Source organism: Nannocystis pusilla, assembly GCF_026626665.1.
Lineage (GTDB): Bacteria > Myxococcota_A > Polyangia > Nannocystales > Nannocystaceae > Nannocystis > Nannocystis pusilla.
Genome location: NZ_JAPNKE010000002.1, coordinates 5344723 through 5361979, shown reverse-complemented (window position 1 = coordinate 5361979; position 17257 = coordinate 5344723). Strand labels below are relative to the sequence as shown.

The 17257-nt window shown below is 71.0% G+C and carries 23 protein-coding genes and 1 pseudogene; 14 read left to right on the top strand and 10 right to left on the bottom strand.

Annotated elements, in window-relative coordinates; genetic code table 11:
- Positions 1–32: 32 nt before the first annotated feature.
- From OV079_RS23700 to OV079_RS23685, 4 genes are all read left to right on the top strand, one after another.
- Entirely contained in the window at positions 33–635 is a 603-nt protein-coding gene (locus OV079_RS23700; RefSeq protein WP_267771137.1) for a hypothetical protein, read from the top strand.
- A 3-nt stretch (positions 636–638) separates the two neighbouring features.
- Positions 639–857 carry a hypothetical protein gene (locus OV079_RS23695; RefSeq protein WP_267765504.1) on the top strand — a complete coding sequence of 73 codons (219 nt, stop codon included), beginning with the start codon at positions 639–641 and terminating at the stop codon, positions 855–857.
- A 90-nt stretch (positions 858–947) separates the two neighbouring features.
- Complete coding sequence (locus OV079_RS23690) at positions 948–1322, top strand: hypothetical protein (RefSeq protein WP_267771135.1); 375 nt, start codon at positions 948–950, stop codon at positions 1320–1322.
- 22 nt (positions 1323–1344) lie between these two features.
- Positions 1345–1521, top strand: a complete 177-nt coding sequence (locus tag OV079_RS23685; protein WP_267765502.1) for a hypothetical protein — start codon at positions 1345–1347, stop codon at positions 1519–1521.
- Here the strand turns inward: OV079_RS23685 and OV079_RS23680 are convergent.
- Positions 1506–1799: a helix-turn-helix domain-containing protein gene (locus OV079_RS23680; protein WP_267765501.1), complete on the bottom strand. Its 294-nt coding sequence runs from the start codon at positions 1797–1799 to the stop codon at positions 1506–1508. The genes OV079_RS23685 and OV079_RS23680 overlap by 16 nt on opposite strands.
- A 154-nt stretch (positions 1800–1953) precedes the next feature.
- On the opposite strand from OV079_RS23680, the gene OV079_RS23675 reads away from it, so the two are divergent.
- The 6 genes from OV079_RS23675 to OV079_RS23650 all read left to right on the top strand — a co-directional run bounded on the left by OV079_RS23675 (position 1954) and on the right by OV079_RS23650 (position 4135).
- Entirely contained in the window at positions 1954–2265 is a 312-nt protein-coding gene (locus OV079_RS23675) for a hypothetical protein (protein WP_267765500.1), read from the top strand.
- A gap of 72 nt (positions 2266–2337) precedes the next feature.
- Entirely contained in the window at positions 2338–2970 is a 633-nt protein-coding gene (locus OV079_RS23670; RefSeq protein WP_267771134.1) for a hypothetical protein, read from the top strand.
- Positions 2971–3093: 123 nt separating this feature from the next.
- On the top strand, positions 3094–3267 hold the full coding sequence (locus OV079_RS23665) for a hypothetical protein (RefSeq protein ID WP_267771133.1): 174 nt from the start codon (positions 3094–3096) through the stop codon (positions 3265–3267).
- Positions 3268–3378: 111 nt separating this feature from the next.
- On the top strand, positions 3379–3669 hold the full coding sequence (locus OV079_RS23660) for a hypothetical protein (protein ID WP_267771132.1): 291 nt from the start codon (positions 3379–3381) through the stop codon (positions 3667–3669).
- Complete coding sequence (locus tag OV079_RS23655) at positions 3669–3938, top strand: helix-turn-helix domain-containing protein (protein ID WP_267771131.1); 270 nt, start codon at positions 3669–3671, stop codon at positions 3936–3938. Before OV079_RS23660 ends, OV079_RS23655 begins: the two co-directional genes overlap by 1 nt.
- A complete protein-coding gene (locus tag OV079_RS23650) occupies positions 3938–4135 on the top strand; it encodes a hypothetical protein (protein ID WP_267771130.1) in 198 nt (65 codons plus the stop codon). The genes OV079_RS23655 and OV079_RS23650 overlap by 1 nt, the downstream gene beginning before the upstream one ends.
- Positions 4136–4304: 169 nt before the next feature.
- On the opposite strand, the gene OV079_RS23645 is transcribed toward OV079_RS23650, so the two are convergent.
- From OV079_RS23645 to OV079_RS58460, 3 genes are all read right to left on the bottom strand, one after another.
- A complete protein-coding gene (locus OV079_RS23645) occupies positions 4305–5309 on the bottom strand; it encodes a hypothetical protein (RefSeq protein ID WP_267771129.1) in 1005 nt (334 codons plus the stop codon).
- Positions 5310–5500: 191 nt separating this feature from the next.
- Entirely contained in the window at positions 5501–6310 is an 810-nt protein-coding gene (locus OV079_RS23640) for a hypothetical protein (protein ID WP_267771128.1), read from the bottom strand.
- The gene (locus tag OV079_RS58460) at positions 6288–6953 is read right to left on the bottom strand and encodes a tetratricopeptide repeat protein (protein WP_420829421.1); all 666 of its coding nucleotides are present in this window, start codon (positions 6951–6953) and stop codon (positions 6288–6290) included. The genes OV079_RS23640 and OV079_RS58460 overlap by 23 nt, the downstream gene beginning before the upstream one ends.
- 136 nt (positions 6954–7089) lie before the next feature.
- On the opposite strand from OV079_RS58460, the gene OV079_RS23625 reads away from it, so the two are divergent.
- A complete protein-coding gene (locus tag OV079_RS23625; RefSeq protein ID WP_267771127.1) occupies positions 7090–7767 on the top strand; it encodes a hypothetical protein in 678 nt (225 codons plus the stop codon).
- Between the two features lie 153 nt (positions 7768–7920).
- On the opposite strand, the pseudogene OV079_RS58455 reads toward OV079_RS23625, so the two are convergent.
- Positions 7921–8625 (bottom strand): annotated as a pseudogene (locus OV079_RS58455) (serine/threonine-protein kinase); the annotation flags it as partial.
- Positions 8626–9086: 461 nt separating this feature from the next.
- Between OV079_RS58455 and OV079_RS23615 the strand changes: the two are divergent.
- Positions 9087–9668, top strand: a complete 582-nt coding sequence (locus OV079_RS23615; RefSeq protein WP_267771124.1) for an AAA family ATPase — start codon at positions 9087–9089, stop codon at positions 9666–9668.
- 595 nt (positions 9669–10263) lie between these two features.
- Here the strand turns inward: OV079_RS23615 and OV079_RS23610 are convergent.
- The 4 genes from OV079_RS23610 to OV079_RS23595 form a co-directional block, all read right to left on the bottom strand.
- Entirely contained in the window at positions 10264–10881 is a 618-nt protein-coding gene (locus OV079_RS23610) for a zinc-ribbon domain containing protein (RefSeq protein WP_267771123.1), read from the bottom strand.
- 229 nt (positions 10882–11110) lie between these two features.
- On the bottom strand, positions 11111–11410 hold the full coding sequence (locus OV079_RS23605) for a hypothetical protein (RefSeq protein WP_267771122.1): 300 nt from the start codon (positions 11408–11410) through the stop codon (positions 11111–11113).
- Complete coding sequence (locus OV079_RS23600) at positions 11407–13776, bottom strand: hypothetical protein (RefSeq protein WP_267771121.1); 2370 nt, start codon at positions 13774–13776, stop codon at positions 11407–11409. The genes OV079_RS23605 and OV079_RS23600 overlap by 4 nt, the downstream gene beginning before the upstream one ends.
- Before the next feature lie 547 nt (positions 13777–14323).
- Positions 14324–14614, bottom strand: coding sequence for a hypothetical protein (locus OV079_RS23595; RefSeq protein WP_267771120.1), 291 nt, complete (start codon positions 14612–14614; stop codon positions 14324–14326).
- A 191-nt stretch (positions 14615–14805) separates the two neighbouring features.
- Here OV079_RS23595 and OV079_RS23590 point away from each other — a divergent pair, with 191 nt between their 5' ends.
- Positions 14806–16077: a GTP-binding protein gene (locus tag OV079_RS23590; protein WP_267771119.1), complete on the top strand. Its 1272-nt coding sequence runs from the start codon at positions 14806–14808 to the stop codon at positions 16075–16077.
- 72 nt (positions 16078–16149) lie between these two features.
- Complete coding sequence (locus OV079_RS23585; RefSeq protein WP_267771118.1) at positions 16150–16353, top strand: hypothetical protein; 204 nt, start codon at positions 16150–16152, stop codon at positions 16351–16353.
- A 75-nt stretch (positions 16354–16428) separates the two neighbouring features.
- Here the strand turns inward: OV079_RS23585 and OV079_RS23580 are convergent, their stop codons facing one another.
- Entirely contained in the window at positions 16429–17229 is an 801-nt protein-coding gene (locus OV079_RS23580; protein ID WP_267771117.1) for a ligand-binding sensor domain-containing protein, read from the bottom strand.
- Between the last annotated feature and the right edge of the window lie 28 nt (positions 17230–17257).

Here is a 17257-nt window from a genome sequence, read left to right as displayed (position 1 = left end):
CTGGTGTTCATGGGTGGACGAACGGCGACCCGGTGACCGGGACAGCGCCCACCGATCTCGATTCGGCGTGGTTCGACGCCGCCCAGCAGGAGACGAACAACGTCATCGTCCTCGCCGGGATCACGCTCAACTCGGCTGCGGTCAATCAGCTCGCGCAGGCGGTCGAGAAGATGGTCACGCAGCAGCAGCCGCGGGGGGCGTTCTCTGGGAACTACACCTTCCGCACGCAGTCGCAGCCGGAGATCTCGGCGACGGGCGAGACCCAGTACGAGTGGCGCAAGACGACGGTGCTCGAGGGAATCGCCAGCGGCGCGAACGGCCTCGTGGGCCGGTTTGTCATGCCGGCAGCGAACGTGGTCTGGCAGGCCGAGAGCAAGATCCACGTCATCGAGACGACGAGCAACACGAACCGAGGCAACTGTTGGCGCTGGGCGGGCGGGACGTACAGCGCCGGAGCGATCGGCATTGACGCCCAGAGCGACGTCAAGTCGAGCCTCCCGCTGGCGGCCCTGACATTCACCTTTAGCGCCATCAACTTCAACGAGCTCGGCCTCACTGTGGCGATCCCCGCAGCGCCGGCCGCGAAGCTCTACAACATCTTTGCTGTTACAACGTTCACATTCGTACGGAGGTAAGTCATGGGTTGGGTGTTCGTGCAAGAGTTCGTCGTCGTCTTCAAGCTGCTCGCCGCCTGCCTGCCGGGCCAGGTCGGAACCGCCGCGGTCAACATAACCGCCACCGAGCCGAACAAGGAGGGCGAGCGGTTCGTCGAGATCGTCGTCGTCATCAACGCGGGCCCGGTGCTTGGGGACGTCGTCGAGTGCCTGGCCGAGGGGTTGCAGGACATCGGCTGGTGATGCACGGACCGCCAGAGCTTCCGGGCCAGGAGGCGCCGGCGCCGGCGCCGAGGACGTGGCTCGTCCCCGTGCTCGGCGCCGTGGTCCAGCGTGACCGGCTTGCTGCTGCTCCGGGTCGGCATTCACTACGACGACCAGCACCGAGCTCCCGGCGCCCTGACGTGGGTCGCGGTGTCGCTGCTGGCGGCCCCGTGGCTGATCTACGCGCGCGGGCAATGGCGACGAGAGCAGGTCTGGCTCGTCCAGGAGCGTCAGCGCCGAGAGGCGCTGCCCGAGACCAGGATCGCGGCCGAGCTCGGCCCGCTGATCCAGAAGCACGGCATCACCGGCGTTTTCAACGCGATCGACCGCGTCGCCGACGCGGCCATCCGGCAGCACGGCGGCGCCTCTGGCACCTGGCGGGCGATCGATCAGGCTGCCGACGACCCGTCACGACGAGGAGGTAGCGATGTCGACCGCCGCTGATTCTCTACACGGCCCCAGCGCCATGAGCAGGACCACCGCGTCGCAGGAGTTTCGCGAGCTACTCGTCGAGCTCGGCGGCGAAGCTCCGCCGCCAGCGGGTATGCCGGGCATGCCACCGCGCGTGGCGGTCCTGATGTGGCTGACGACCACCAGCGCCTTCGCGCTGCTGCTGTTCGCGCTGGGCTACTTCGGCGGGTGACCGGCGAGGGCCTGCGCAAGCGCGTCGATCAGGGCGTCCTCGCGTCCCGTCAGCAGCTCGCACAACGCGTCGAGCGTGCCCCACGGTGGCGCGAGCTCGGCGCGCTCGTACCTGGACACGGTCGTCGGGGCGACGGTGGTGACGCCGAGCGCCTCGGCGAGGCGGCGCTGCAGCTCCGCCTGGGTCAGGCCCGAGCGCGCCCGGGCTTCGCGCAGGGCGGCGGCCAGGGCCTGGCGGATCCGCTGCTCTCGTTCGGAGTTTGGGCTCGTTCGCGGCACAGGCGCCCTACTTCCTAGCCCACCTGAGCAGTAGAAGGCTAGCCGATAAATGTGTGAGTTTGCGCAGGGCCTCGGCTTGTCGATTATTCGACTAACGACTAGTCGTCTAGCGTATACATGACGGGCGGCGAGACGCTGCCGCCGAGGACCGCCGATGACCCCCGCCACCGCATACCTGAGCTTCAGCCTCCACCGCGCCGCCCAGGTCGACCTTCAGGGCGACCGCCGCGAGCTCGCCCGCTGCGCCAGCGGCGTCCACGGCGACGAGGCGAGCGCCCTGGCCTACGCCCGGCGAGAGGGGCCGGCGCTGGTCCTGACGCCCGCCGGCGAGGTTGTGCGGGTCGAGCGGCAGCGCGACGCCGCCGAGGACCTGCGGATCGCCCGCGAGGAGCGGGCCGCGGCGGAGCAGCGCCGCCTGCAGCCAGCCGAGCGCTGGCAGACCGCGCCCCGCTTCCGCACCACCTAGCTCCCCCAGGCCCAGCCCCGTGCAAGCCGGGGCCGGCGATCGCCGCGGCGCTCTCAGGAGCACGAACACCACATGCGCACCGACACCACCGACACCACCATGCCCACCGCCACCACCACCAAGCCCGCCCGCAACCGCAGGACCCCGCCGCGCCTCGAGCAGCTCTCGCACGCCGACTCCGCGAACGCCACCAGCACGCCGGCCGCGGCGACCGCTGCGACCGCTGCGACCGAGCAGCCCACGCCGTCGCCGGCCGCGCCGGAGCTCACCCCCGCGGTCGCCGAGCGCCTGGCGAAGGAGAAGGCCAAGCTCGAGCGCGAGGAGAAGGCGGCAGCGCGCCGCCGCCAGCGCATCGAGGCGCTCGAGCGGGGCGAGACGCCGCCCACGGCGACGAAGGGCCTGCCGCCGGTCGTCAAGATGAACGAACTCGGCGCGCTCACTCGGCAGCTGCACCGCGCCCTCCGGCTCGCCGAGAGCAGCGAGGTCAAGGCCCTCGCCGCGACGGCCGAGCTCGGCGGGTGCGACGTCCGGGCGATCGCCTACTTCCGTGCGGCTCGCAACGAGGCGATCGCCCTCTGGAAGCGCCAGCACGAGGCCCGCGCCGCGGCGGGCGCCGTCGACAACGACACCTTGCATCCGCTCGGCCTCGAGGAGGACGCGACCGGAGACTACCGCCTGACCGAGAAGCCGCGGGTTTCCGAGTAGTCCGACGACGATGAACTCGTCGGGCCCGACAGCGATGAACTCGGGCCCGACGACCGTGAACTCGCAGAGGAAAAGCTCGCCAAGCGCCTAGACGGCCCTGGCGCTCTGCAGGAGAACTTGCACATGGAAACCTTGACTCGCGATGAAGCGCTCCGCCTCCGACGAGCCCTGCTGGGCACGTCGCGCCGGAACATCCTGGAGAGGCACCTCGTGTTCTGCCTGCTGATCGCCGGGGGGCGCATCTACACGGCGCAGCCGACGGCTCCCGCCAACGATCGAAGCTACGCGATCCGCTAGTCCGAACGGGGCCCGGTAGGCCCCGGCACCGCGCCGCGTTGTGCGGCCGGCCCGCGCCTGTCTGATGGCGCATGCCCTGGGGGACAGGGCCGATTGACCATTGGAGGTAGTATGTACCCGTATACGCTCACGGGGCTGACGGCTGAGCATTTCGCCGCGGCCCGCTTGAAGATCCACGCGCGCTCGAACGGACCCGCGCCGGACCGCTTCTGGGTTCTGCTGCGGCACGCCGGCTGGTGCGACGTGCCGCGCGAGGCGATGCCGCTGCTGTTCGGCGTCGACGACCTCGACGCGGCGGTGTCGGCGGTTCTGCAGGTCGAGGGAGTCGTCCGCGAGCTCTCGCTCGAGGAGCGACTCGACGCCGAGATGATGCTTCTGCACGCCGCGAAGGGAGGCGAGTGATGTCCTGCCCGCGCCCCAAGATCGTCCTCGACAGTCTGAACCTCGACGCGATGTATCACCAGTTGCTCTCCGCCGCCCTCGAGCGAGCCGGCTCTCTCTCCGAAGCCGCCGATCTGCTGGGCGTCTCGCTCAAGCGCCTCAGGGTCTTGTGCATCAAGCACAAGATCGAGACGCGGATGCTCGCCAAGTTCGACGTCGAGTGGCCCCCGAGGCCGGCTCGCAAGGCGCGGCGCGGGGCTTCGGCGTGCCCGGTCGGAGGTGCGTCGTGATGCGCATCCTGGTCGGGAGTCGCGATGAGGCGCGAGCGGATGAGCTCCGCGGCGTCGCGGTCGGCTACGTCGACGACGAGCTGCTCGAAGTGTTCACCGTCGGCGAGCTCGCCCCCGAGGAGCTCGAGGCTCTCGCTGAGCGCCTGGCCAAGGTGGCCCAGGACCTTCGCGCTGGACGGAGGTCAGTGCTCCAATGAAACGCCGGGTCGAGGCGCCCGCGCCGAACCAGGCGGACGGCGGGCGAGGAAACTGGAGCTGCGACGCGCCGCTGCGGAACTCGCTCCTCGAGCGGGCCCGTCGAATCGAGGCCGCGATCGACCTCGATTCGCTCGATGACCTGCACCGCGCCGTCGAGAGCGCGTGGCTTCACGTGCAGCTCCGCGACGGCGACAGGCTCGCTCTCCTCGAACTCATCGCCCGCCGGCGCGATCGGCTCGACCGAACACGAACGCCCGCTCGGTGAGAGCGGGCGTCGGCCTCCACGAATCCCCACGACTCGTTTCGGGTTGGCGGCTCGGCCGCCGGCGGACCCCGGACTGGATGAACGGGAACCCGAACCGGGTATACGATTTTGCCTCGATGGTCAAGGCAAAATATCGAACTTGACTCCGGCAACAGACCTGCCGTAGGTTGCCGCTTCCGGCCGTCCCCACCGGCCAGACTGGATACAGACATGGCGCAAACGCCTTCATGTCTGTTGCCGTCGTCGCAGGCCTCGCCCATCTGGACGAGCCCGTCGCCGCAGCTCGCCAGCGCGCAGGTGTTGCTGCACGCGTCGTCGTCGACCTGGTTGCCGTCGTCGCAGCCCTCGTTGTCGGTCCAGGTGAAGCCGTCCCCGCAGGTCGCGCTCTTGCAGCCCGCCACGCACGCGTCGGCGTCGTCCATGTTGCCGTCGTCGCACTCCTCGTCGGCGAGCGCGTTGACCTGATTGTCGCCGCACGCCGCCGCCGTACAGTCGACGTTGCAGGTCACCGACTCGCCCCCGTCGTCGCAGGCCTCCTCGCCCTCGACCACCCCGTCGCCGCAGACCGGCACCGAGCCCGTGCTGCCGCCCGTCATGCCGGTCGTCGTGTCCGTCGTGCCGGACGCGCCGGCCGTCGTCGTCGTCGGCTCGCCGGTCACGTCCGCGGTCGTGACGCTCGCCTCGGAGGTGGAGTCGCCCGGGCTCGTCGTCGTCGTCCCGGATGGGCCCCCCGAGGTGGGCTCGCTCGCGCCGCTGCTCGGGGTCGTCGTCGGCGAAGCGCTCGTCGTGCCGGTGGAGCTGGTCGTCGCCGAGGTCGTGTCGCCGGGGTCGGTCGCGGTCGACTCGCCTGGATTCCCAGGACAGGCGGCGAGCAGTGCAGGGAACAGGGCGCACGCGAGCGGTCGCATGCGCCCCACGGACCTCACCGAATTCGACCCGGGAGGATTTGCGCGAAAGAGCAGGGTAATATGGTTCATGACGCGACCTACAACCCGAGCCGAGTCGCGATGTCGCTAGTACAAATAATGAGCGAATTCGCTCACGAGAGCAGCGGCACTGATTCCCGCCCAGGATTTGCGGCCAGACGCGCTCGACTGCCTCACGAGACGGTCGTCAGCAGGCGGCTCAGCGACAGCTCGAGGTGGGTGTTGAACCACGCCGCGAGCTGCTCGTGCTGGCCGCGGGACAGCTCGGGCGCGAGCGCGCGCAGCTCGCGGGAGAAGGCCTGCAGCAGGTGCAGGCGCGCCGATTCGAGCCAGCGGACGGCCGTCGCTCGATGGACGCCGTGCATCAGCGCGATCTGGGCGCCGCTGACCCCGCGCACGTAATGCAGCCGCAACAGACACCGCTCGCGCCCGGTGAGCGCGGCTGCAGCGCGGGCGAAGAGCCGCCTGGCGAGCTCCTGGCGCTCGCCGTCGGTGAACGCGAGCTCCGGGTCGCGGGCGTCGAGCGCCTCGAGCGTGAGCTCGGCCGTCGCGGGCGACGACCGCAGCCGGACGGCCTCGCGGATCATGACGACGCGGACGAGCCCTCCCAGCCGTCCCTGACCCGCGTAGTGCATCACGACGGGCAGGTCGTCGCGCTGCTGCACGAACAGCCGGATCCGGACGCGCTGGCGGACCTCGGCGAGCTCGTCGGGGCCGAGCCGCTGGGCCGCGAGCGCCGGCTCGACCGAATCGAGGTAGCGCTCCTCGAACAGGCGCATGGCGGCGGGGCTGCCCTCGACGCAGGCCAGCGCGAGGTAGACCTCGCGGAGGTCGACGCCCGGCCGCTCCGGCAGCCGCGACCACCGCTCGACGGCCGCGAGCAGCCGGGGCGACGGCTTGATGTCCGGCCAGCAGCGCCGACCTTCGGCCGCGAGCGCCTGCGCCCGCGTCTCGGCCGCTTCAGTCTCGCTCGACGCCGGCACGTTCGCCTCCGATCACGCGGCAGGTGTCCTTGCCGTCGAGCGTGTGGGGATGGTCGGGGCCGAGCACGGCCGCGAGCTCCGCGAGCGCGGCCGCGCACATGCTCGCGGATTCGTCGTGGCGCCCGAGCCGGGCCAGCGCCCAGGCCTCGCCGATCCGGGCCCTCGCCGCGAGCAGCCCCGTGGGCACGGTCTCACGCGCTCGCCGGTACGACGCCACGGCCCCGGCGAAGTCTCCCTCGGCGCTCTGCACTTCGCCGAGGTTGGCCCAGCCGTGGGGCACGTCGACGACGAGCTCGCCGGCCATCGCCAGGGCCTCCTCGAGGCGGGCGCGGGCGCCCGCCAGGTCGCCGTCCAGCCGCTCCACCTCCGCGAGCGAGATCATCAGATCCGGCAGGGTGGCGTGCGCGTCTCCGTACAGCTCGCGCTGCACCTGCAGCGCCCGCTCGTAGTGCCGCCGGGCGCCGCGGTAGTCGTCGCGGGCGACGAGCACGTCGGCGTATCCGATGTGCGTCGTCACCTCCAGCGACCTCCTCCCCCTGACCGCGCCGCTGGCCCGGGCGGCCTCCCACTGCGCGGACGCTTCGTCGAAGTGGCCTGTGGCCTCGTCGAGCTCGCCGTCGAGCGTCGCCAGCGTCCCGCGCACGAGGCTCAGCTCGATGCGCTCGCGCGGGAGGCGGTGCAGCGGGGCGGCCGCCTCGGCCCAGGCGCGCCTCGGCGAAGCGGCCGAGCTGGCCCTGCGCGAGGATCAGCCCGCGCGCCGCCGAGGCGGCCACCGGCTCGTGACCGGTCCTGCCGGCGACCGCATAGGCCTCCGCGAACTGGCGCGCGGCCAGCTCGTAGTCGTACGCGTGAAGGCCGATCCAGGCCAGCCGGGCGAGCAGCTCCGCCTGCAGCGGCGCGTAGTCGAGCGCCCGGCTCCGCTGCAGCAGCGCCTCGATCGCCGCGCGCGCGGACGGATCGTCGGCGATCTGCTTGACCCAGACGACGGCCAGATCGAGCCGGACCTCCTGCACACGCGCCCCGAGGAGCGGGTCCTCCGGCTGGGGGAGGTCGCGCAGGGCGAGCCCCGCGGAGGCGCACTCGGACGCCGCATCGAGATCGGCGACGACACCGAGCAGGGGCAGGATCGCCGCGGGATCCGCCTCGCTCAGCCGCGCGGTCAGGGCGTCGAAGGCGACGCGTCGGCTCTCGAGGCAGATCCACTGGCCGCGCTGCTCGGGCGTGCCGCGCAGGGCGGCTCGCGGCAGACCCGGGCAGACCTCGCCGTAGGCCTGCGCGAGCTCGGTCGCGTACTCCTCGAGCCGCGCGAGCGCGTGTCGCTTCATGGTGCGGAGGTGCTTCCCGCCGCCGGTCTGCGCCGGCTCCGTGCCGTCGGACAGGCGCGCCGCGATCGCGGCGCGACGCTCGGCTCCCCAGCTCTCCGCGAGCGGAGCAGCACAGACGGGTGGTGGTCGTGACGCGAACCAGCCGCCGGCCACGAGCGCGCCGACGGCGGTGGCGACGACGCCGGTGACGAGCCGGATCCGCCGCTGGTTCTGGCAGCGCCGCAGCTCGGTGAGCAGCGCCCGCATCGTGGGATGGCGGCCGCTGCTCTCGAACGCGAGACCACGAGCGAGCGCGCGGGCGAGCCTCGCGGGCCCGGGGAGCCTCGTCAGGTCGGGCCCGTGCGCCTGCGAGCGCGTCCACGCCTCGACGGACGCCCCGGAGAACGGCCGCTTGCCGCCGAGCGCCTCGACGAGCGCGACGCAGAACGCGAATTGATCGGTGGCCGGCGTGGCTCGCAGTCCTCTGAATTGCTCGGGCGCCATGTAGGCCGGCGTGCCGAGGCGGGTCGCCGTGGCGCTGAGCGCGTGCGCCAGCAGCGAGCCCGACACGTCGCCCGGCGGCGATTCGTCGGGCAATTCCATCGACGCCGCCAGACCGAAGTCGGTGACGACCACGCGACCGCGCGCGTCGACGAGGACGTTGGCGGGCTTGAAGTCGCGGTGGACGATGCCGACCTCGTGCGCCGCCGCCAGCCCGAGACCTGCCTGCTCGAACAGGTCGACGACCTCCCGCCAGGGTCGCGGACGGCGGCGCAGGTGCTCGTCCAGCGGCTCACCATCGATCTCTTCCATGGCGATGTAAACGTCCGCGCCCGCCTCGCCGGCGTCGTACACGGACACGACGTTGGGGTGCCGGATCCTCGCCAGGCTCTGCGCCTCGCGCAGCAGTCGCAGCCGCCGCTGCTCGGTGGGCCGCAGATCGGCGCGCAGGACCTTGAGCGCGACCACGCGATGGAGCACCGGGTCGTGGGCCTCGTACACCGTCCCCATCGCTCCGGCCCCGAGGACGCGGCCGATGGTGTAACGGCCCGCCGCACGACCGGGCCCGCGAGCCTCGGCGGCGAGCAGCGCCGCCACGCCCTCGAAGCACGGGTGACACGCGTCCACGTGGCGCTCGACTGCTTCTCGCGCGACGAGGTCCAGCGCCCCCGCGGCGAAGTCGAGCAGCACGGATTCGTCGGGACAGGGCGAGGAGGGCGAGACCATGGACGGTCGCCGGCAATCTGCCACGTCGCCGAGCCGCCTGCTGGCGACCGTCCCGTGAGCGAATTCGCTCATTTTTGACCTGGCGACATCGCGGCTCGGCTCGGGTCGTAGGCCGCGTCATGAACCACATTAACCCATTCTTTTGCGCGAATTCTCCCGGGTCGAATTCGGTGAGGTCCGTGGGGTGAACGGGACCACGCAGCCGAGCAGCAGCATGGTCGAGACGACGAGGGGCTCCGACGAGGGTGTCGAGGCCTCCACGGGTCGTCGGATCGGCGCGACCGCGTGCTCCGCGCCCGACGCCAGGCTTCCATCAGGACCCACGCCGACAGCATGGGGCACAGCACCTCATCCATCTCAAGAACATGAGTTCCGGGCAGAAAATGCTCGTTATACGAATTCTTTCGATACTCACGGAAATCGAACAGGATTCACTGGTAATTCTCGAAGAGCCCGAACTTCATCTGGATCCTGCTTGGACTGCGCAACTTGTCGGATTACTTATTGATTTGTTCAGGGGCTATTCTTGCCATTTTTGGATCGCCTCGCACAGCCATAGTGTTATCAATTCAGTGCCGTCCAGCCACGTAGTCCACGCCCGAGACGGCTTTGTGACCACTCCAGAAAAGCCCACTTTGCTTTCAAATGAGCCGGACATCGCGCTGTCGCTATATCGCGCCAAGCCTGGCGCCGTAGCTGATTTTATCGAGTCCGCAATTTCTGCAGCGGATACGTTCGATGAACTTGAGCGGATCGTTTCTCAACTCGGCGAATCTTCAACACGCTTTCGCGCCTGGAGGCGGCTACTTGAACTCCGCGGTCGATAACACCTATGCGAAAGATTGAAACCGTCACAAATCGTCGACTGCTTGGTCGACTGGACAGAACTCTTGTGCGGACGCTTTTGCGCTGTATTGTTAATGCGTCGAAACTCGGCTCGGGACTCCGAAGTTGCCCTGCCTATACAACCTTGAGAGGACGCCGAGGGATTGATCTACAACCGCTACTTCACGGACACGTCCCACGCGGTCGGCGTGCCGATCCTGCCGGTGCTCGGGGGGCGCTGCGAGTATTGACGTGTCCTGCGTACGGGGCCGGCGCTCGCTCGAGCTCACGTCGCCGCAGATCGCCTCGGCGCAGGTTCACTGGAAGCCACACGGAGGCCGACTGCGCCCTAACCGCATGTGGAACGGTTCCACATGTTGGCCTCGCAAGACCGGCTACAAGAGGCTGTAGCGCTGTTTCGAGACAGAACTTGGTGAAATCATGTACGCGTGGCGCTGGACCCCTCTACGGGCCAATTTGCGGGCGAACGTCTCGAAAAGAGCCAATTCCGCCGGTCGCTGGGCCGCCGAGACAAGCGGAGCGAGGCGCCGCTGTCGGGTGTCGACGTCAATCCACACCGAGTCGCGCCCGCCTGCCTCACGACTTCGGAAGCGTAGCCCCGAGCTCGTCGAGCGCGCGGGTGGCGGCGCCGTCGGGTACCTGGCGAAGCGCGCGGTTTCTGATCCGACGAAGGCGCTGCTCGTCGCGCAGGAGGCCCTCGGTCCACAGAAACGCGACGTCGCTCGCGAGGGCGAGCATGTCTTCGTCCGTCAGCTCACGCTTGCCGACAAGCTCGCCGTAGCGCTTCAGTCGCCGTCGGACGGTCCGCAGGCTCGCGCGGCATTCAACGCACTCGTGGCAGTCGGCCTCCACGCGGAAGCGAAGCGTCTCGTACCAGTACTGCTGCTCCCGGGCGAAGAAGATGAAGGGCCGTTTGCACGTCCAGCAGTCACGCAGCGTGTCCACGTACCAATGCAGATGCGACATCGTCGAGAAGTTCTGCTTACGGACGTCGGCGGGAATCGCGGACTCCGGGAAGGTCACGTCCTTAGACCACTCCGGCGGCCCGGGGATCACGTCATCGTCACCGACCTGCCCGGAGGGCACGATCTCGGTGCCGTAGCGCGGATGGGGAACGAGATTCGCGAGTCTCTCGAGCGTTCGCGTGGATCGTTGGGGCGAAGGGGACTTGGTCTTCTTGGTCGTACGCGCCATGAGGAGCTCTCGACTTCGACTGATCTGCTCACGGGCAACGGCGAGTGGCTATCGCCGCTGCACGACCATTCCGCGGCGCGTCCCGACCTCGCGAGTGGCCGCCCCGTTCGCCGACTACAAGGGGGCGGCGACAAGGACAACGCGGACGAGCTCCGACCCGCTCAGTGGCTGGACGGTGGCCGCTCACCCGCGGAGCACACCCCGGGCGACGGTCGGGGCCGCGCGTGCGTCACGGGGGCAGCAGCGCGCGGACGGCGGCGGCCTCGGTCCGGCCTTCGCGCGCGAGCGCCCGCGCCAGGGCGTCGACCTGCTCGCGCGCCTGATCCAGATTCGGCGCGACGTCGAGCCACGCGGCGAGCACCGCGTCGACCGGGCGCGGGGCATGCTCGGGGGCGCCCAGCACCAAGCTTCGGCGGGCGCGGGTCTTGGCGTCGTCGGGCAGCCGGCAGGCGTGCACCAGCGGGGGCAGCGTCGCCACGTCGTCGCTCAGCCACAGGTAGCGGGCGATGCGCTCGATCGCGCCGATCACCTTGTACCGAGGGCCCTCGAGCGCGTCGAGGCAGGCGGCGAGGATCGCCTCGCGGCCGGGCAGGCGGCCGCCGCGCTCAGCCCGGGCGAGGGCGCAGGCCAGCGTTTCGGCGCCGCCGTTGCCGGCCCGACCGATGGCGTCACGCAGCGCGCTCGCGGCGCCCGCAAGGTCGCCGCCATGACCGAGCACCACGGCGACGGTGGTCGGCCCGCTAACGGGGTCGCGTAGCGCGCGGGCGGCGGCCAGGGTGTTGGCGCGGGCGGCCGCGGGCAGGGACTCGACGAGGTCGGGTAGGACCCAGGGGCGCGCTCCTGGGTGCACTGGCCGTGCGCTTCGGCGAAGCGCGCGATCACGGCGAGCACCCGCGCCTCGGTGATGGCCTCGGGGTGGCGCAGGAGCCACTCGGCGATGGTCAGCGTCACGCCGGCGAGCCCGGTCGAGCTGTGGCCCTGCGGGTCGACGCCGCGCGCGTCCTCAAGCGCCGCGTCGACGTCGCCCAGGCGAAGAGCGAGTGTGATCAGGCGCACATGCCGGGTCGAGCCGATCGCCCCTTGCTCTTTGCCCTTGGCCAGGGCGGCGCGCACCTGCCGGAGTTCGTCGGGGTCGACCAGGCGCTGGCCGAGCACGGCCCACGCGTCGCGCTGCTCGGCCGCCTTGAGCGCCTTGAGCGCGTCCTTGCCCTCGGCGAACGCGCCGGGCGGCGGGGGCGGCGGCTCGGCGGGCTCGGCGGGCACCTGGTAGAGCGGGCCGACCTGCTCCAGCGCCGCGAACGGGGTCCAGCTGGGCTCGGCGTCTGTGGCCGGGCCCGCGGTCACGAGGCCCACGACGCCGAGCGCCTGGTCGATCTCGCCGTCGGCCCACCACGCCTCGGCGAGGTCGGTCAGCGCCCAGGCGCGGTCGTCGAGGTCCGCCTGCGCCGCGGCCAGCGCGGCCACCCGCTCGCGCAGCGCGCGATCGCGCAGCCAGCGTACGTCGCTGGCGATCCACCGACCGCTCCAGCCAGCATCCAGCGCGGCGACGTACCAGGCGCGCGCGGCGTCCTCGTCGACGACCAACAGGCGCAACGCCGCGGCGCCGAACGCCGCGGCGCGATCGGTCTTCGGGCGCTGGAGCAGCGCGTGCGCGCGCGTCTCGACCGGGCCGCGCGGCGCGTCGGACCACGGCGGGCGCGGAGCTTCGGCCCACGCGATGGCGATGAGCTCGCCGAACGCGCGCTCCTCGCCACCGGCGTAGACGCAAGCGCTCTTCACCGCGGCGTCGAGCCACTTCGTGGCGTCGCCGCCCGCCTCGCGGATGAGCGCGACCTCGGCGAACGCGCTCGCGCCGCTGGCCCAGTGGCGATGGAGGCGCTCGGCACGCTCGGGGAAGAGCGCACGCACCTCACGCACATCGCGGAACAGCGGGTCGCCGATGGCCTTGAGCTGGCGGTGCTCGCCTGCAGCGGAGCCGCGCGCGCGTGCGGCCGCGGCGAGCAGGATCCGCGCCGCCCAGACCGGCCTGCCGTCGTCGATCTGCGAGCCCAGGAGCGCCTCGGCGTGCGCCATCCAGGCTTCGGCGTGCGTCGAGTCGCGGATCGCGCGGCGAGCGCAGGCGGCGGCGGCGAGGCAGATACCGTTGCTGCGCACGTCCTTCGGGGCGCGCTTCTTGCCGAGCTGGAGCAGCGCGGCGATGGCGGCGGCGACCGCGGCGTGGTCGGGCGGGCGCTGGTCGACGAGCGCGGTGACGACCGAGGCGAGCGCCTCGGCCTCCTCGCCGCCGTCCTGAATCATGGGCGGCTGCTTGGCCGCCTTGATGGCGCGCTCCCAGGCCAGGTCGGCGGCTCCGACCCCGGGCGTGGCCGCGGCGATTGCGCACCAGGCGTGGGCGCGGGCGACCTTGTGGTGGGCGTCGATGGCCTCGGCGAGGCGCTCGGCTCCGGCCAGGTCTCCCGCTGCCACGGCGCGCTCGGCGGCGGCCTGCAGTTGGCGGGCGGCGAGGTAGCCGGAGGGCGCGGCGCCTTTCAGCGCAGCGACGTCGAGGTGGGGCAGGACCTCGGCGTCCCAGGCGCGCCCCCACGACCAGCCGACCGCGTCGCGGCCAACGCCGGCGACGTTCTTGGCCTGCAGCGGTCCGCCGATCGCGCGGATTGCGCTGACGGGCAGGCCACGCGCGACCGCGAGGCGCTGCAGCGCGAGCGCGGCGACCGCGCGCGCACGTTCGTCCAGGGCCGCCAGGGCGAGGACTGCGCCGGCCGCGTCGCCGGCGTTCACGCGACGGACGGCGTCGTCCCAGGCCGAGCTCGGTCCGCGGGGGCGAGCCGCAGCCTCGAGGCAGGCGGCGGCACGGGCGACGACATCGACGGTGCTCGTGGCGGGGGGCTGGATCATGGTTCGGGTTCGACCGCAAAGCGTGCGAGCCGTCAAGCGTCCGGGGTCGTCGCGCGCCGCTTGCTGTTGCCGCGAGCCGCCTCTCGGTCGCACGCAGATCCCCGACCTCGTCGGATTCCTGGTCGCCGACGGCCGCGGGTGGGCGCTTCCGTCGTCGAACCTGCTCGTCGCGGAGCTCCCGGACACTGCCGAACGCCTGCGCGCTGTCTAGCGACGATCCGGTCGCCGCCTATTCACGGGTCGCCGCGTGCATCGGCGCGCATTCCGTGGCCCGCAAGACCTTCGGCGGCTACCACCGAAACGCAAGACGGTGTCACAACGCCGCGCTGCCGGGACTGTGACGCGGCATACCTGCTTCGTCGCCATCATCGGTGGCGGTTTGTCCCAAAGACCATTCGCTGTGGGCCTGCCGCGAGCATCCTTGGTCGGGCGTGTACATGCTGCACGGGTGACGCGTGGCCCGGCTGCGCCGGGTCTGAGCTGAAACCGGCGAATTTCACTTCCGGGTGAGTCCCGCATGGGCTGACGCGCACCCACGAGGAGGCACTTACGCGACCTTCTCGGCCACGTCAATGGGTGGATCGAGTTGAGCGTCGCGGGTACGAAGGGCGGTCACGAGGTCTTTCATGCCGCGATAGCCCTTGATGCGATGGAAGCCGCGCTGCAGCTCGTGGATGGTGGCACCAATCCAGCGCAGGATCATCGAGCCGCCGCGCCAGCGCTTCACGCGGTTCTCCGTCGCGCCCTCCTGGACGCCCAGGACGTGCTTGGCGCCGGTCTCGTCGAAGCCGAGCGCGATCAGGACAACGTGCTGGTCGACGTAGATCCCATCGATCATGATGGCGGCGAGCGCGAGCTCGCTGAGGTCGCGCCGGAGCCACCGATCCAGCTCGGCTCCGGTCGCCGCGACGAATCGGCACCGGGTTGGCGAAGAAGGGCGAGATGTCGGTCGGCGTGGCGCGGCAGTACTCCGGGACGCTCGGCGGGCCGCGGCGCCGCTCGACTCGCTGGCCGTGATACACCCCGCCGGTGACGCCCGCGCGACTCCGGCCGCCGCTGACGGTGGCGACGATCGGCCCTCCACAACAGGGGAAGACGACGCTCGCCGCGGCCCTCTCACGGCTCCTCGGGCCGCGGAGCGACGCCCGGGTCGTCGACTACATCGAGCTCACCCGCGGCGGGAAGTACTACCGCGAGGGCAAGGTCGAGACCCAGGCCGCGCGCTGGCTCGAATACACGACCGAGACCTGGCGGATCGCCCACCTCGACCTCGCCGGCAGGACGACCCGCGCGATCACCCAGATCGCGCCGCTCACCTGGGCCGAGGCGATCATCCTCGTGATCTCGCCGGCGAGCGGGGCCTCGGCCGCCGATGGGCGCGTCGGCGAGCTCCTCCGGATCGCCGCCCACCACGACACGACGCGGGCGATCGTCTTCATCAATCAATGCGACCGCGACGACGACCCCGAGCTCGTCGACCTCGCCGAGCTCGAGGCGCGGGTCCTCCTCGACGCCTGCGGCCTCGACGGCGACGAGGCGCCGGTGATCCGCGGCGCGGCCCTGCCGGCGCTCACCGGCGATGACCGATGGAAGCGGTCGATCTTCGAGCTGGCCGAGGCGATCGATCGCTGCCTCGTCGCGCCGCCCCGGGACCCGACGGCGCCGCTGCGGATGTCGGTCCTCCGCGGCTTCTCGATCGCCGGCCAGGGCGCGGTCGCGGCCGCCCGGATCGAGCGCGGGACCCTCCGCATCGGCGACAAGTTCGACCTCCTCGGCACCACCCACCACCGCTGGCTCGCCCCCGAGGACCGGCTCCTCCGCACCCGCCGCGTCGCCGCGAGCCTCCACGCCTTCGACCGCGTGGTCGACGTCGGCCGCCCCGGCGAGCTCCTCGGGGTCACCGTGCCGGCGCGCGCAGACGAAGGGTGGCGTATGTGGCGACGGGTGTGCCGCGGGCTCACGATCGCCGCCCCCGACTCGCTCGCGCTTCGCCGCCGCTTCACCGCCTGCGTCCGCCTCCTCGCCGCCGACGAGGGCGGCTGGCCCCGCGAGCTCGCGGAGGTGTTCACCAGCCAGGTGGTGATCGGCACGGCGAGCGAGGGGGCTACCCTCCGCACGTCGACGCCGACGCCCCGCGCCGGTGACACGGTCCTCTTTGAGGTCTCGTTGGTCTATCCGATGGCGATCCTGGGCGGCGAGCGCCTTCTCGTCCGGCGGCATGATCGGCTTATCGGCCTCGGGGTCGTCGTCGAGCCCCTCGGGCCGATCGAGGTGATCGAGATCGACGGGGCAGAGCCCTGATCTCCCCGCCGTGAGGAGCGTCAGCGTGTCGGCCTCGGAGCCATCGACCACGCCTCCGGGTGCTGCGCCAGGGTGCGGTCGAACAGCGCCGCGAGCGGGCTCGACACCCGGCTGCGCGCGAAGAACTACAAGATCCCGGCCGGCGGTGCTCCGGCCCTACGTGCATGCGGGAGTGATGCTCGCCGCGACGTCGTGGTCGACGAGGTCGAGGAAGAAGTCGAACTCGACGACGACGAGGATCAAGACGCCGATGACGCGCCTCGCCTCCGAACCTGACGAGCTTGGGGGTCACCAGCGAATGGCCCCGTGACCCCCCGATGATGCCCTGGATGCCATCTGGCAGAGCGCCATCTACGGCGCTGTCCCCCCGGCCGGCGACTGAACGCGCAGCTCGGAACGGTCGCCACGCCACCCACGTGTGATGTGGACCGCCCGGTGACCGTCGAACTGATACGCGCCCCCGGAGGTACCGATCCAAAGTCGGCCGCTACGGTCCTCCAGGAGGCTCTGAACGTGTCCGTTGCCGAGGCCATCCTTCTCCGAGACGGTCATGAAGGATGTCCCGTCGAAGCGGGTCGCACCGCCGCCGCCGGTGCCGAGCCAGAGATTGCCGCTGCGATCCTCGATCATCGCCCAGACGTCGTGGCTGCCCAGCCCATCGCTCGTCGTGTAGGTCGTGAATGCCGCTCCGTCGTGGCGGGAGAGGCCGCCGTTAGTCCCGAACCACAGGTTCCCGCGCCGGTCCTCGAGGATGCTGAAGACAAAATCATTGGCGAGCCCCTCGCGTGTTGTGAACCTCGTGAACACCTCCCCGTCGTGGCGGATCACGCCACTTCCATTCGTGCCGAACCACAGGTTCCCAGAGCGGTCCTCGCGGATGCTCCAGACCAGCCAGGGCGAACGATTGCCCGTCGGGAAGTCCGTGACGGATGTGGCCAAGGGGAGCGCGAAGCTCGAGAACGTCGTGCCGTCGTGGCGACAGACGCCGCCGTCGGTTCCGAACCAGAGCGTTCCATGGCGGTCCTTCGCCGCGCTCAGGACCTTGTTGTCGCTCAGTCCATCGGCCACCGTGTACGTCGTGAACGACGTGCCGTCGTGGCGATAGACGCCACCGTCGGTGGCGAACCAGATGCTCCCGGCGTCATCCTCCACGATCCCCGTACCGATCCCCCGCTGAATC

What these genes read in the sequence shown, in the direction of transcription:
- OV079_RS23645 (WP_267771129.1), bottom strand. Translation starts at nt 5,309, where the DNA reads ATGCGACCGCTCGCGTGCGCCCTGTTCCCTGCACTGCTCGCCGCCTGT.
- OV079_RS23665 (WP_267771133.1), top strand. Translation starts at nt 3,094, where the DNA reads ATGGAAACCTTGACTCGCGATGAAGCGCTCCGCCTCCGACGAGCCCTG.
- OV079_RS23655 (WP_267771131.1), top strand. Translation starts at nt 3,669, where the DNA reads ATGTCCTGCCCGCGCCCCAAGATCGTCCTCGACAGTCTGAACCTCGAC.
- OV079_RS23675 (WP_267765500.1), top strand. Translation starts at nt 1,954, where the DNA reads ATGACCCCCGCCACCGCATACCTGAGCTTCAGCCTCCACCGCGCCGCC.
- OV079_RS23695 (WP_267765504.1), top strand. Translation starts at nt 639, where the DNA reads ATGGGTTGGGTGTTCGTGCAAGAGTTCGTCGTCGTCTTCAAGCTGCTC.
- OV079_RS23650 (WP_267771130.1), top strand. Translation starts at nt 3,938, where the DNA reads ATGCGCATCCTGGTCGGGAGTCGCGATGAGGCGCGAGCGGATGAGCTC.
- OV079_RS23595 (WP_267771120.1), bottom strand. Translation starts at nt 14,614, where the DNA reads ATGATCGATGGGATCTACGTCGACCAGCACGTTGTCCTGATCGCGCTC.
- OV079_RS23670 (WP_267771134.1), top strand. Translation starts at nt 2,338, where the DNA reads ATGCGCACCGACACCACCGACACCACCATGCCCACCGCCACCACCACC.
- OV079_RS23610 (WP_267771123.1), bottom strand. Translation starts at nt 10,881, where the DNA reads ATGGCGCGTACGACCAAGAAGACCAAGTCCCCTTCGCCCCAACGATCC.
- OV079_RS23685 (WP_267765502.1), top strand. Translation starts at nt 1,345, where the DNA reads ATGAGCAGGACCACCGCGTCGCAGGAGTTTCGCGAGCTACTCGTCGAG.
- OV079_RS23600 (WP_267771121.1), bottom strand. Translation starts at nt 13,776, where the DNA reads ATGATCCAGCCCCCCGCCACGAGCACCGTCGATGTCGTCGCCCGTGCC.
- OV079_RS23660 (WP_267771132.1), top strand. Translation starts at nt 3,379, where the DNA reads ATGTACCCGTATACGCTCACGGGGCTGACGGCTGAGCATTTCGCCGCG.